The sequence below is a fragment of the Xylanibacter ruminicola genome (genome assembly GCF_900142525.1).
Classification (GTDB): Bacteria; Bacteroidota; Bacteroidia; order Bacteroidales; family Bacteroidaceae; genus Prevotella; species Prevotella ruminicola_A.
Genome location: NZ_FRBD01000007.1, coordinates 122,398 through 136,977, shown reverse-complemented (window position 1 = coordinate 136,977; position 14,580 = coordinate 122,398). Strand labels below are relative to the sequence as shown.

12 protein-coding genes are annotated in these 14,580 nt (G+C 50.2%); all 12 read left to right on the top strand.

All coding sequences use genetic code 11. From position 1 onward, the window contains the following. The first annotated feature begins 34 nt into the window (after positions 1-34). The 12 genes from BUB86_RS06120 to BUB86_RS06065 all read left to right on the top strand — a co-directional run bounded on the left by BUB86_RS06120 (position 35) and on the right by BUB86_RS06065 (position 14,566). Complete coding sequence (locus BUB86_RS06120) at positions 35-601, top strand: nucleotide exchange factor GrpE (RefSeq protein ID WP_073206964.1); 567 nt, start codon at positions 35-37, stop codon at positions 599-601. 3 nt (positions 602-604) lie between these two features. Further along, a complete protein-coding gene (dnaJ, locus tag BUB86_RS06115; RefSeq protein WP_073206963.1) occupies positions 605-1,762 on the top strand; it encodes a molecular chaperone DnaJ in 1,158 nt (385 codons plus the stop codon). A gap of 22 nt (positions 1,763-1,784) precedes the next feature. Then, positions 1,785-3,098, top strand: a complete 1,314-nt coding sequence (locus BUB86_RS06110; protein WP_073206962.1) for a bifunctional folylpolyglutamate synthase/dihydrofolate synthase — start codon at positions 1,785-1,787, stop codon at positions 3,096-3,098. A 107-nt stretch (positions 3,099-3,205) separates the two neighbouring features. Next, on the top strand, positions 3,206-4,297 hold the full coding sequence (locus BUB86_RS06105; RefSeq protein ID WP_073206961.1) for an aldose epimerase family protein: 1,092 nt from the start codon (positions 3,206-3,208) through the stop codon (positions 4,295-4,297). Between the two features lie 38 nt (positions 4,298-4,335). After that, complete coding sequence (locus BUB86_RS06100) at positions 4,336-5,613, top strand: MFS transporter (protein ID WP_073206960.1); 1,278 nt, start codon at positions 4,336-4,338, stop codon at positions 5,611-5,613. 35 nt (positions 5,614-5,648) lie between these two features. After that, the gene (galK, locus tag BUB86_RS06095) at positions 5,649-6,812 is read left to right on the top strand and encodes a galactokinase (RefSeq protein ID WP_073206958.1); all 1,164 of its coding nucleotides are present in this window, start codon (positions 5,649-5,651) and stop codon (positions 6,810-6,812) included. Positions 6,813-6,995: 183 nt separating this feature from the next. Further along, positions 6,996-8,177, top strand: a complete 1,182-nt coding sequence (locus BUB86_RS06090; protein ID WP_073206954.1) for an aldose epimerase family protein — start codon at positions 6,996-6,998, stop codon at positions 8,175-8,177. A gap of 41 nt (positions 8,178-8,218) precedes the next feature. Beyond that, positions 8,219-9,898, top strand: a complete 1,680-nt coding sequence (locus BUB86_RS06085) for a sodium:solute symporter (RefSeq protein ID WP_073206952.1) — start codon at positions 8,219-8,221, stop codon at positions 9,896-9,898. A gap of 10 nt (positions 9,899-9,908) precedes the next feature. After that, positions 9,909-10,583, top strand: coding sequence for an NUDIX hydrolase (locus BUB86_RS06080; RefSeq protein ID WP_073206951.1), 675 nt, complete (start codon positions 9,909-9,911; stop codon positions 10,581-10,583). Between the two features lie 6 nt (positions 10,584-10,589). Continuing rightward, positions 10,590-11,294 (top strand): L-ribulose-5-phosphate 4-epimerase, encoded by a 705-nt coding sequence (locus BUB86_RS06075; protein WP_073206950.1) that lies wholly within the window; start codon positions 10,590-10,592, stop codon positions 11,292-11,294. Positions 11,295-11,416: 122 nt separating this feature from the next. Then, on the top strand, positions 11,417-12,949 hold the full coding sequence (gene araA / locus BUB86_RS06070; RefSeq protein ID WP_073206949.1) for an L-arabinose isomerase: 1,533 nt from the start codon (positions 11,417-11,419) through the stop codon (positions 12,947-12,949). A gap of 30 nt (positions 12,950-12,979) precedes the next feature. Further along, positions 12,980-14,566: a xylulokinase gene (locus BUB86_RS06065; protein ID WP_073206944.1), complete on the top strand. Its 1,587-nt coding sequence runs from the start codon at positions 12,980-12,982 to the stop codon at positions 14,564-14,566. The last annotated feature ends 14 nt before the right edge of the window (positions 14,567-14,580 follow it).

The following is a 14,580-nucleotide window of genomic DNA, read 5'->3' as shown; positions in this document are numbered from 1 at the left end:
TGTTGGAAGGCAGAACTTTTAAAACAACGCTATTATGACAGAAAAAGATATCAACATCGAAGAGGAGAACCTCGAGGAGACCAATTCCGAGGAGACGAGGAATGAGGAGACGAGTAACGAGAATACTTCAGCCCCAGAAGCAGAAGAGCAGGATCCATTGGAGAAGGCTCAGGCTGAGTTGGCAGAGGTTAAGAACCAGCTGCTCTACAAGGCGGCTGAGTTTGAGAACTACCGCAAGCGCACCCTGAAAGAGCGTGCCGAGCTGATTCTGAACGGTGGCGAAAAGGTGATTACTGCCATTCTGCCCGTACTCGATGACATGGAGCGCGCTATTGCCAACGGCTCGAAGACAGAGGATCCACAGGTACTGCGCGAGGGTATGGAGCTCATCTACCAGAAGTTTGTGAAGACTCTGGAATCGCAGGGTGTGAGCAAGATTGAGACCAAGGATGCCGACTTTGACACCGACCTGCACGAGGCTGTAGCCATGGTTCCTGGCATGGGCGATGACAAGAAAGGCAAGGTCATCGACTGCCTGCAAGAAGGTTATAAACTAAACGACAAAGTAATACGCCACGCCAAAGTGGCTGTTGGACAGTAAAAGATGGCAAAGAGAGACTATTATGAGGTGCTGGGCGTTGATAAGAGCGCTTCAGAAGACGAAATAAAGAAAGCCTATCGAAAGATAGCCATTAAGTATCACCCCGACCGCAACCCCGGCGACAAGGAAGCCGAGGAGAAGTTTAAAGAGGCGGCCGAGGCATACAATATTCTGCACGACCCAAAGACCCGTCAGCAGTATGACCAGTTCGGATTCGATGGTCCTAACATGGGCGGCGGATTCGGCGGATTCAGTGGATTCGAAAGCACCATGAACATGGATGATATCTTCTCGATGTTCGGTGATATCTTCGGTGGTCACGGCTTTGGTGGCTTTGGTGGCGGACAGCGTCGTCCACAGCAGCATCGCGGTAGCGACCTGCGACTGAAGGTGAAGTTGACATTGGAGGAGATTAACACCGGTGTGACCAAGAAGTTTAAGGTGCGCAAGGACATCCATTGTCCACACTGTAACGGTAGCGGTGCCGAGGCTGGCAGTCAGAAGGAGCCATGCCCCACTTGTCATGGTCAGGGTTACATCACCCATACCACCCAAAGCATCTTTGGTATGATGCAGCAGCAGAGCGTGTGTCCTACCTGCGGTGGCGAAGGCATGGTGATTAAGAACAAGTGTAAGCACTGTGGCGGTACCGGTGTAGAGAAGGGCGAAGAGGTAGTAGAGATCAACATCCCTGCAGGTGTAGCCGAGGGTATGGTGGTGAACGTTCCCGGCAAGGGTAATGCTGGCAAGCACAACGGTACACCGGGCGACATCCAGGTGTTTATCGAAGAAGAGCCACACGAGACCTTTGTACGCGATGGAAACGACCTAATCTACAACTTGTTGCTCGACTTCCCAACAGCCGCACTGGGTGGCGATGTAGAGATACCAACCATCGAGGGCACCAAGCTCAAGGTAAAGCTGGACAACGGAACACAACCCGGCAAGACTCTGCGTCTGCGTGGCAAGGGATTGCCCGCCGTACAGGGTTATGGCAGCGGTCGTGGCGATCTGGTAGTGAACATCAGCGTGTATGTGCCTAAAACTCTGAGCAAGGAAGAGAAGCAGGCCATTGAGCAGTTCAAGGGCAGCGACAACTTCAAGGGTGACAAGCAGACACGCGACTCTATCTTCCAGAAGTTCAAGAATTACTTTAATTAATATATATAATAAGGTATAGAGTATGACATATCAGGAAACGTGTGAATACCTGTACAACCAGTTGCCCATGTTCGAAAAACAGGGTGCAGGCGGTTATAAGGAGGGACTGGAGAACAGTCATGCACTGGATGAGCATCTGAGGCATCCCCACAAAAAGTATCTCACGATACACGTGGCCGGCACCAACGGCAAGGGTTCATGTGCTCACACGCTTTCTGCTGTGCTACAGATGTGCGGCTACAAAGTAGGCCTATACACATCGCCCCATCTGGTTGACTTCAGTGAGCGCATCCGCGTAAACGGTCAACCCATCAACGAGGAGTATGTGGTAGAATTCGTAGAGAAGCACAAGTCCTTCTTCGAGCCCCTGAAGCCATCGTTCTTCGAGCTCACTACAGCCATGGCATTCGAGTATTTTGCCGACATGAACGTAGACATTGCCGTGATTGAAGTGGGATTGGGCGGTAGATTGGATTGCACCAACATCATCACACCTATCCTATCGGTCATCACCAACATCGGCATGGACCACACACAGTTCCTTGGCAACTCGCTCGAGCAGATAGCCATGGAGAAAGCGGGCATCATCAAGAAGAATACCCCTGTAGTCATAGGTGAGACAACACCCGAGACACGTATGGTATTCGAAGCCATCGCAACAGAAAACCACTCGCCCATCGTATTTGCCGAAGATCAGAAACAGGTTATCTCTGCATCCTTCGGCCCTAAAGGTATCGAATACTACACCAAGAGTTTCGGTGTTATCAACGGCGAGCTTAATGGACTTTATCAGGAGCATAATACCAACACCATTCTTTGTGCACTACAGCAACTTGAGTCTCTGGGCTACATGCATCCGGTAAAGTGCCAGGCTAACACACCATGTCAGAACCGCGAGGTGCAGAAAGGTTTTGCACACGTATGCAGTCTTACCGGACTAAAGGGACGCTGGCAGAAAGTGAACGAGGCTCCACTTACCATCTGCGATACTGGTCATAACGTTCCCGGATGGAAATACCTGAGTGAGCAGCTTAAGAGCGTGAAGTGCGATAAGATGCATATCGTATTCGGTATGGTAGATGATAAAGACATCCACGGAGTGATGGAGCTGCTACCCAAAAACGCGACCTATTATTTTACAAAAGCAAATAATAAAAGAGCCATTTCAGAGAATGTTCTGAAGCTTTATGCCCAAGGAATAGGACTGGAAGGAGAGAGCTATCCTGACGTAAAAAGCGCCTATGACGCAGCAAAGGCTGCAGCCGATAATAACGACTTTGTGTTCGTTGGAGGTAGCAGTTATGTAGTGGCAGACCTGCTAAAAAACTGCATTTAGGCTTTTTTAATACATCATCAACTATTTTTTCGTCGAAAGATTTGTCATTTTGATTTTTTTTCTGTTACTTTGCAGAAAAATAAATTTTTAACTAAAAACATATCAATATGGCAAATACTACAGAGACAGTGAATCTGTGCGGCCTGAAGCGTGAAAACTTCCAGGCCACTATCAACGGTAAAAAAACCGACTTGTACATTCTAAGAAACCGCAAGGGATTTGAAGTGGCTATCTCTAATTATGGAGGTGCCATTTGTGCTATTATGGTTCCTGATAAGGATGGCAAGGTTGCTAATGTTATTGAGGGTCATGACAGCATTGAGCAGCTGACTAGCGGAAACGAACCTTACCTGTCAACACTGATTGGTCGTTGGGGTAACCGTATCTGCAAAGGTCAGTTCATTCTCAATGGTAAGGAGTACCAGCTGGCACTGAACGACGGACCTAACCACCTGCACGGCGGTAAGGTAGGTTACAATGCCAAGGTTTGGGATGCCCGCCAGATGGGTCCACGCTCATTAGCCCTGCATCGTATTTCATCTTACGGTGAGGAAGGTTTCACAGGCGAGCTCGACGTAACAGTAGAGTTTACTTTCACCGACCAGAACGAGCTGGTGATTGAGTATCTGGCTACCACCAACAAGAAGACCATCGTGAATCTGACACATCACGCTTTCTTCGCACTGGGCGGTACTGCTGATCCTACTCCAGGTATCGAGGACCAGATCTGCGAGATCAACGCCGACTTCTACCTGCCTACCGATGCTACAGCTATCCCAACAGGTGAGATTCTGAAGGTTGAGGGAACTCCATTCGACTTCCGCAAGGCTAAGCCATTCGGACAGGACATCGATGCCGACAACGAGCAGATTAAGTTCGGTCACGGCTTCGACCACAACTACGTACTGAACAAGCAGGAAGAGGGCGAGCTCTCATTCGCAGCACGTCTGACTGATCCTAAGAGCGGACGCACCATGGACGTTTATACCACAGAACCAGGCTTGCAGCTTTACACAGGCAACTTCCTGAACGGCTACAAGGGTGCTAACGGATGTACCTTCCCACATCGTTCGGCAGTATGTTTCGAGGCACAGCACTTCCCCGATTCACCTAACCGTCCTTACTTCCCAAGCGTAGTACTGAACCCAGGACAGCGCTATAAGCAGAAGACCGTATACAAATTCGGTGTAACAGATTAATAATAACCCAACATTAAAATATAATTATTGACGACAATATGACTGAGACAAATAAGAATGGCAAGATCATTGCCATTGTGACAATGTGCTTCATCTTCGCGATGATCAGCTTTGTAACCAACATGGGCGCCCCCTTTGGCAATATATGGGGATTTGAATATCCCTTTGCCAAAGCTTGGGGTAACCTGATGAACTTTGCCGCTTACCTGTTTATGGGTATCCCTGCAGGTAAGATGCTGATTAAATATGGATATAAGAAGACTGCTCTCACAGCTCTTATCGTGGGTATCGTTGGTCTTTGCTTCCAGTATTTGTCAAGCCTCGTAGGCGCAGGTACTTATGTATTTACATACGACAGTATTCCTGTAGCCCTGAACCTGATTATCTATCTGCTTGGTGCATTCATCTGCGGTTTCTGCGTTTGTATGCTCAACACCGTTGTGAATCCTATGCTGAACCTCCTCGGTGGTGGTGGCAACAAGGGTAACCAGCTGATTCAGGTTGGCGGCACATTGAACTCGTTGACCGGCACACTGACTCCATTGCTGGCAGGTGTTCTCGTTGGTACTGTTACCAAGGACACCAGCATGAGCGATGTAGCTCCACTGCTGTTCATCGGTATGGCCGTATTCGCCATTTCGTTCGTTATCATCAGCCGTGTGGCTATCCCCGAGCCTACTCTTGGTAAGGTAGCACCTAAGTACGAGCGCAGCCCATTGGCTTTCCGCCACTGCCTGCTAGGTGTGATTGCTATCTTCTTCTATGTAGGTATCGAGATTGGTATTCCAATGGAGCTGAACTTCTATGTTACCGACCTTGGTTTTGAGGGTGCTGCTGCAGCAGGTGGTACACTGGCTGCTGCCTACTGGCTGCTCATGATGATTGGCCGTGCTTGCTCAAGCGCCATCTCTGGTAAGGTATCTACAAAGTTGCAGTTGTCAACCGTTAGCGCTGTAGCAATCCTGCTGCTCGTTATCGCCATCTTCATGCCTGAGAGCGTAACAATCTCTTTCAGCGGACATGATGTTCCCGCAAAGGCATTCCTCATTCCTGCCTGTGGTCTCTGCACTTCTATCATGTGGGGAGGTATCTTCAACCTTTCTGTTGAGGGTCTTGGCAAGTACACTGAGGCTGCCTCTGGTATCTTCATGACCATGGTTGTTGGTGGTGGTATCATGCCTCTCATCCAGGAAGAAATCGCTAAGTCTGCTGGTCCAATCTTCAGTTATTGGCTTGTCATCGCAATGTTGGCTTATATCCTGTTCTATGCACTTGTAGGTTGCAAGAACGTAAATACCGACATTAAAGTTGATTAAACAATAAATTTCAAACATCAAAAAAATTAATGCTTATGGACATTGAATTTGTAAGAAGCCGCTTCATCAAACACTTTGATGGTAAGACCGGTAACGTATATGCATCTCCCGGACGTATTAACCTCATTGGCGAGCACACCGACTATAATGGTGGTTTCGTGTTCCCAGGAGCTGTTGACAAAGGCATCATGGCCGAGATGCGTGCAAACGATACAGAAGACACTGTGATGGCTTATGCTATCGACCTGAAAGATCGCGTAGACTTTAAGCTTTCTGACCCTGCAGGTCCTAAGGCTTCATGGGCACGCTACATCTATGGTATCGCCCTGGAGATGAAAAAGCTGGGTGTACCCGTGAAGGGATTCAATATCGCCTTTGCCGGCGACGTTCCCCTTGGCGCTGGTATGTCATCATCTGCCGCTATGGAGAGCTGCTTTGCTTGTGGTTTGAACGACATCTTTGGCGAGAACAAGGTTTCGCAGTGGGATATGGTTCTGGCCGGACAGGCTACCGAGCACAACTACTGCGGCGTTAACTGCGGTATCATGGACCAGTTTGCCTCTGTATTCGGTAAGGCAGGCTGCCTGATGCGCCTCGACTGCCGCTCTCGCGAGTTCGAGTACTTCCCATTCAAGCCCGATGGCTACCGTCTGGTATTGCTCGATTCAGTTGTTAAGCACCAGCTTGCAGGATCGCCTTACAACGACCGTCGTAACTCTTGCGAGAACGTGGTAAAGCACATCCAGGCTAAGCACCCAGAGGGCAAGTTCGAAACCCTTCGCGATTGCACATGGGAGCAGCTGGACGAGGTACGTGCTGAGGTAGGCGAAGAGGACTACAAGCGCGCTAAGTTCGTGCTGGGTGAGAAGGACCGCGTACTCGCAGTATGTGATGCCCTGAATGAGGGCGACTACGAGAAGGTAGGTGAGCTGATGTATCAGACACACGAGGGTCTGTCGAAGGACTACGAGGTATCATGCGAGGAGCTCGACTATCTGAACGACCTGGCCAAGGAGAACGGTGTAACAGGTTCACGTATCATGGGTGGCGGCTTCGGCGGCTGCACCATCAACCTGGTTCGCAACGATCTCTACAAGAAGTTCATTGAAGATGCTAAGGCAAAATTCAATGCCAAGTACGGTCATGAGCCTAAAGTTTATGATGTAGTCATTGGCGACGGATCACGCAGAATTTGCTAACTCAGAACCAACAAATAGACACATTTTTGTGTTTATAAAGGTTAAATATTAAGAGTAAGGTGTGATTTTTACACCTTACTCTTTTTTTTTCCCCTTTTTTAGTTTGTCAGTTCGAATGATAGTTGTAATTTTACACCCAAAATAAAGACAATAGACTCAATAATAACTTAAAACGAAAAAGCAATGAAAGCATTAAAAGCAACATTGATGGGAGTAGGTGCAGCCGCACTGATGCTCTCTTGTGTAGGAAGCCAGCAGGCTCCACAACTCACAGTTTCGGGTCTCGACCCAGCTAAGTTCGACACAACTATCCAGGCTAAACCCGTTAAGCTCTACACGCTTAAGAACCAGAACGGCATGGAGGTATGCATCACCAACTATGGTGGACGTATCGTATCGCTGGTAGTACCCGACAAAGACGGCAAACCTACTGATGTAGTTCTGGGATTCGACAATATAGCCCAGTATGCCGACACCATTAACACCCCATCTGATTACGGATCAAGCGTAGGTCGCTATGCCAACCGCATCAAGAACGGACAGTTCACCCTGAATGGCGAGGCTTATCAGCTGAAGAAGAATGATGGTCCTAACAGCCTTCACGGAGGCGGTAACTCAGGATGGATGCATCAGGTGTTTGATGCCGAGCAGATTGGCGACTCTGTACTCAAACTCACCATCGTAGCAGCTGATGGAGAGAACGGATTCCCTGGCAAGGTAATGGCCGTTACTACCTACAAGCTCACATCCGACAATGTACTGGATATGACATGGGAGGCAGAGACCGACAAGCCAACCATCATCAACCAGACTAATCACAACTATTATAACCTGAGTGGCGACTTCACACAGCCTGCATACGACATGGAGCTGTATGTAAATGCCGACAACTTTACTCCAAGCGACAAGCTCTATATCCCAACTGGCGAGATCAAGTCGGTTGAAGGTACTCCTATGGACTTCCGCAAGGCTCACGCTTTGGGCGACAGCATCAACAGCAGCTTCGACCAGATTCAGAATGCTACCGGTTACGACCACAACTACTGTCTGAACACCTATAAGGACGGTAAGGGCGACGACAAGACCGTTTGTGCCAGCCTCTACAGCCCCAAGACAGGTATCTTGATGGAGATGTTTACCAACGAGCCTGGTGTACAGGTCTACAGCGGTAACTTCCAGGGCGTAGGTGCCGACAAGGACATTGCCCGTAAGGGTGGCATCACCTATCCTAAGCACGTAAGCGTTTGTCTGGAGAGCCAGAAGTATCCAGATTCACCTAACCATCCAGAGTGGGTACAGCCTGTTCTTAACCCAGGCGAGAAGTACTTCAGCCACGCTGCATACAAATTTTCGATTAAAAAGTAAATCAGATTCTTGAATTATTAATTATTAACTAATATCAAATTATGGCATTTTTAGATTGGATTGTCATCGGCCTCTTCTGTTGTGCGCTGATTGGCATCGTACTTTGGGTTATTTCACAAAAGAACAATAACTCGGCTGACTATTTCCTTGGAGGTAAGGATGCAACGTGGATTGCCATCGGTGCATCAATCTTCGCTTCTAATATCGGTTCCGAGCACCTGATTGGACTCGCCGGCGCCGGTGCATCATCAGGTATGGCTATGGCCCACTGGGAGATTCAGGGTTGGATGATCCTGATTCTGGGTTGGGTGTTCGTACCTTTCTACACCCGCTCTATGGTTTACACCATGCCTGAGTTCCTGGAGCGTCGTTACAACACACAGAGCCGCACCATCCTGTCGGTTATCTCACTCATCAGCTACGTGCTCACTAAGGTGGCCGTTACCGTTTATGCTGGTGGACTGGTATTCCAGCAGGTATTCGGTATCGAAGAGCTCTGGGGTATCGACTTCTTCTGGATTGCAGCTATCGGGCTGGTTGTTATCACTGCTATCTACACCATCTTCGGTGGTATGAAGAGCGTGCTCTACACCAGTGTGCTGCAGACTCCTATCTTGCTGCTGGGTTCACTCATCATTCTGGTACTGGGCTTCAAGGCTCTTGGTGGCTGGGACGAGATGATGGCCGTGTGCGGTGCTGTTGATGCTAACGAATATGGCGACAAGATGACCTCACTGATCCGCGACAACCGCGACGCCAACTATCCTTGGTTGGGCGCACTCATCGGTTCAGCAGTTATCGGTTTCTGGTACTGGTGTACCGACCAGTACATCGTTCAGCGTGTACTCTCTGGTAAGGACGAGAAGGAAGCTCGTCGTGGTACCATCTTCGGTGCTTACCTCAAGCTGCTGCCTGTATTCCTGTTCCTCATCCCTGGTATGATTGCATTTGCCATGAGCACCAAGGGCATCACCCTGCCTAACGGTGAGGTATTCGTGCTGAGCACACCTGATGCAGCCTTCCCTACCCTCGTAGCTAAACTGCTGCCTGCTGGTGTAAAGGGTCTGGTAGTATGTGGTATCCTGGCTGCCCTCATGTCATCACTGGCATCACTGTTCAACTCATCGGCCATGCTGTTCACCATCGACTTCTGGAAGCGCCTGCGTCCTGAGACCTCTGAGAAGAGTCTGGTACGTATCGGTCAGATTGCTACCGTAGTCATCGTGATTCTCGGTATCCTGTGGATCCCCATCATGCGTTCAGTAGGTAACGTGCTTTACAACTACCTACAGGACGTACAGAGTGTGCTGGCTCCTGGTATCGCTGCTGCCTTCCTGCTGGGTATCTGCTGGAAGCGTGCATCGGCCAAGGGTGGTATGTGGGGCTTGCTCTCAGGTATCATCATCGGACTGACCCGTCTGGGTGCTAAGGTTTACTACAGCAATGCTACCGATGCTGCCGACAGCTGGTTCAAGGCAGTGTTCTACGACTTCAACTGGCTGTTCTTCTGCGGCGTAATGCTCGTATTCTGCTGTCTGGTTGTCATCGTGGTATCTCTCATGACCGAGGCTCCTGATCAGAACAAAATTCAGGGTCTGGTATTCGGTACTTCTACTCCTGAGCAGATTGCTGCTACACGTGCCAGCTGGAACAAGTGGGATGTATTCCACACCCTCGTTATCCTCGGCTTCACAGTAGCATTCTACATCTATTTCTGGTAATTCGTGAGTTATGACATTCTATAACGAACATTCCAAGGTCTTTCTTTCGGTAGACTGCATCATCTTCGGCTTTGATGAGAAGAAGCTGAAGGTGCTTGTGGGTCGCCGTAAGATGGACCCAGGACGTGGCGAATGGAGCCTCTACGGAGGCTTCGTTGGCGCCACCGAAAGTGTTGACGATGCAGCAACACGCACCTTGTTTGAACTTACCGGTCTGCGCAACATCTACATGCGCCAGATTGGCGCCTTCGGTAAGATTGACCGCGACCCAGGCGAGCGCGTTGTATCTGTTGCATACTACGCCCTGATCAATGTGCACGAGTACGACGAGAAACTACGTCAGGCCCACGGGGCTGAATGGATCGATATCGAGAATCTTCCTGTTCTCTATTCCGACCACAACGAGATGCTGGCCAAGGCCCGCAAGCTCATCCAGCAGAAGATGTCGCACGAGCCCATCGGTTTCCGTCTACTGCCTGATCTCTTCACGCTCACCCAGCTGCAAACCCTCTACGAGGCTGTGTATGGCACAGAACTCGACAAGCGCAACTTCCGCAAACGTGTAAAAGAGATGGACTTCATTGAGAAGACGGAGCTCATTGATAAGAAGAGTTCAAAACGCGGTGCCTACCTCTATCGTTTCAACAAGAAAGCGTATACTGAAGATTCAAATTTCAAACTATAGAAAACAATGTTAGAAGAGTTAAAAGAAAAAGTATTCAAGGCAAATCTAGACCTTGTTAAGCAGAACCTGGTAATCTTTACCTGGGGTAACGTATCTGGCATCGACCGCGAGCGCGGACTTGTTGTCATCAAGCCCTCTGGAGTAGACTATGATGTAATGAAGGCTTCTGATATGGTGGTTGTCGACCTCAATACCGGCGAGGTTGTTGATGGTGAGCTCAACCCATCAAGCGATACTCCTACACACCTTGTATTGTATCGTAACTTCCCAAACATCCAAGGTGTTGTTCACACCCACTCTACCTATGCTACCGCCTTCGCACAGGCAGGCCGCGACATCCCCAACATCGGCACCACTCACGCCGACTATTTCTATAAGGATATCCCCTGCACACGCGATATGACCGAGGCTGAGGTGAAGGGTAACTACGAACTCGAGACGGGTAATGTCATTGTGGATGAGATCCTGAACATCCGTAAGATTAACCCTGATCACACTCCTGCCGTATTGGTTAAGAACCACGGTCCGTTCTCATGGGGCACCTCACCTGATAATGCCGTTTATAACGCCAAGGTGATGGAGCAGTGCGCTAAGATGGCCTTCGTAGCCTTCTCGGTTAATCCAGAGCTCACTATGAATCCATTGCTCATCGAGAAGCACTACATGCGCAAGCATGGCCCCAACGCCTACTACGGTCAGAAAAAGAAGTGACCCCCTCCCGACCTCCCCGAGGGGAGGAGAAGGGTGACTTACAATTTAATATTACAATAATAACAAAGACCCATGCCCCTGATATGGTCTTCCCCCTCGGGGGATAAGAGGGGGGTCATTTTATGTTTAAAGATTTAGAGATTTGGTGGGTAACTGGTGCACAGCTCCTTTACGGAGGCGATGCAGTAGTTGCAGTTGACGGACACTCTAAGGAGATGGTTGAGGGTCTGAATGCCTCTGGCAACATCCCCGTCAAGATTGTATATAAGGGCACAGCTAACAGCAGCAAGGAAGTAGAACAGATTATGCTGGCTGCCAACAACGACAAGAAGTGCGCAGGTATCATCACCTGGATGCATACCTTCTCACCAGCCAAGATGTGGATCAAGGGTCTGCAGCAGCTGCAGAAGCCTCTGCTCCACTTCCACACTCAGTATAACGCTGAGATACCCTGGAGCGAGATCGATATGGACTTCATGAACCTCAACCAGAGTGCTCACGGCGATATCGAGTTCGGACATGTTTGTACTCGTATGCGCATCGCCCGTAAGGTGGTTTGCGGCTACTGGAAGGACGAGAAGGCTCAGAAGCAGATTGCCGTTTGGGCTCGCGTAGCAGCTGGTGTTGCAGATGCTCACGACGTACGCTGTTTGATGTTCGGTATGAACATGAACAACGTAGCTGTTACCGATGGCGACCGCGTAGAGTTTGAGCAGCGTCTGGGCTACCATGTTGACTACTACCCAGTATCTTCTCTGATGGAGTACTTTAAGAAGGTGACCGATGCCGAGGCTGACGCCCTTGTTGAGGAGTACAAGCAGCTCTACACCATCAAGATTGATGAGAGCGGTGAGGAGGTTTACTGGCAGAAGGTAAAGAATGCTGCTAAGGCTGAGATTGCCCTGCGCCGCGTGCTGAAGGATGAGGGTGCTACTGCCTTCACTACCAACTTCGACGACCTGGGCGATGCCGACATCGATGCACCCGACTTCTGTGGCTTCGACCAGATTCCAGGTCTGGCTTCACAGCGTCTGATGGCTGAGGGTTACGGTTTCGGTGCTGAGGGCGACTGGAAGACAGCTTGCCTCTATCGCACCCTGTGGGTGATTCAGCAGGGCATGCCTACCGGTTGTTCATTCCTGGAGGACTACACCCTGAACTTTGCCGGCGACCGTTCATCATGTCTGCAGAGCCACATGCTGGAGATCTGTCCTATGATTGCCAGCGACAAGCCAAAGCTCGAGGTTCACTTCCTGGGCATCGGTATCCGCAAGCAGCAGACCGCCCGTCTGGTGTTCACCTCAAAGACCGGTCGTGGTATCAAGGCCACTGTTGTTGACCTGGGTAACCGTTTCCGTCTCATCTCTCAGGAGGTGGAGTGCATCGAGCCAAAGCCCATGCCTCATCTGCCTGTAGCATCAGCTCTGTGGATTCCACAGCCAACCTTCGAGATTGGTGCTGCAGCATGGATCCTGGCAGGTGGTACTCACCACAGTGCTTTCTCTTACGATATCAACGAGGAGTATTGGGAGGACTTTGCCGAGATGACTGGCATCGAGTATGTCCGCATCAACAAGCAGACCACCATCGCCGACTTCAAGCAGACCCTCCGCAATAACGAGGTTTACTTCATGCTGAATAAGGCGCTACGCTAATTCACAATTCACAATTCATAATTCATAATTATGACAGCAAAAGAAACTATTCAGGCAGGTAAAGCCATACTCGGTATCGAGTTTGGATCTACCCGCATCAAAGCCGTCCTCATCGACGAGGACAATATGCCCATCGCACAGGGCTCACACGAGTGGGAAAACCAGCTGGTAGATGGTCTCTGGACCTACTCTACCGAGGCTGTATGGTACGGACTCCAAGACTGCTACGCTGAGCTCCGCAAGGATGTTCAGAAGCAGTACGACTGCGAGATTGAGTCGCTGGCCGCCATCGGCTTCAGCGCCATGATGCACGGCTACATGGCCTTCAACGAGCAGCAGCAGATTCTGGTACCTTTCCGCACCTGGCGTAACACCAATACCGGTCAGGCCGCCGCCGAGCTCTCAAAGCTCTTCAACTACAACATCCCCCTGCGCTGGAGCATCAGTCACCTCTACCAGTGCATCCTCGACAATGAGGAGCACGTGGCCGACATCAAGTACCTCACTACCCTGGCTGGTTACGTACACTGGCAGGTAACAGGCCAGTTTGTTCTGGGTGTAGGCGATGCCTCAGGTATGATTCCTGTAGATCCTAAGACCAAGACCTACGATGCTACCATGGTGAAGAAGTTCGACGAGCTCATCGCTCCTAAGGGCTTCTCTTGGAAGTTGCTCGACATCCTGCCTAAGAGCCTCAACGCTGGCGAGAGCGCAGGTTTCCTCACCCCTGAGGGTGCTAAGAAGCTCGACGTGTCAGGTCATCTGAAGCCCGGCTGTCCTGTTTGTCCTCCTGAGGGCGACGCAGGCACAGGCATGGTAGCCACCAACGCTGTGAAGCAGCGCACAGGTAATGTGAGTGCAGGTACCTCTTCGTTCTCTATGATCGTACTCGAAAAGGATCTCTCAAAGCCTTACGAGATAATCGACATGGTAACCACTCCTGACGGCTCACTCGTAGCCATGGTTCACTGCAACAACTGCACCAGCGACATCAACGCATGGGTAGGTCTGTTCAAGGAGTACCAGCAGCTGCTGGGTGTGCCCGTAGATATGAACGAGCTCTACGGCAAGTTATTCAACAAGGCGCTCGAGGGCGATACCGACTGTGGTGGCTTGATGGCTTACAACTACGTGAGCGGCGAGCCTGTAACAGGTCTGGCCGAGGGTCGTCCTATGTTCGTTCGCTCTGCAGGCGACAAGTTCAACCTGGCCAACTTTATGCGTGCTCACCTCTATGGTGCCATCGGCGTGCTCAAGATTGGTAACGACATTCTGTTGAAGGAAGAGAAGATTAAGGTTGACCGCATCACCGGTCATGGCGGCTACTTCAAGACTCCCGGTGTAGGTCAGCGCATGCTGGCTGCCGCCCTCAACTCGCCCATCTCTGTCATGGAGACTGCTGGCGAAGGTGGCGCATGGGGTATCGCCCTGTTGGCTGGCTACCTGATTAATAAGAATGGTAAAAATCTGGCCGATTACCTCGAGGATGTAGTCTTTGCAGGCAACACCGGTATCTCTATTGCTCCTACCGCTGAGGATGTAGCAGGTTTCGAGAAGTACATCGAGAACTACAAGCGTTGCCTCCCCATCGAGCAAGCCGCAGTCGACAATAAATAATTTTTCCATTCCCT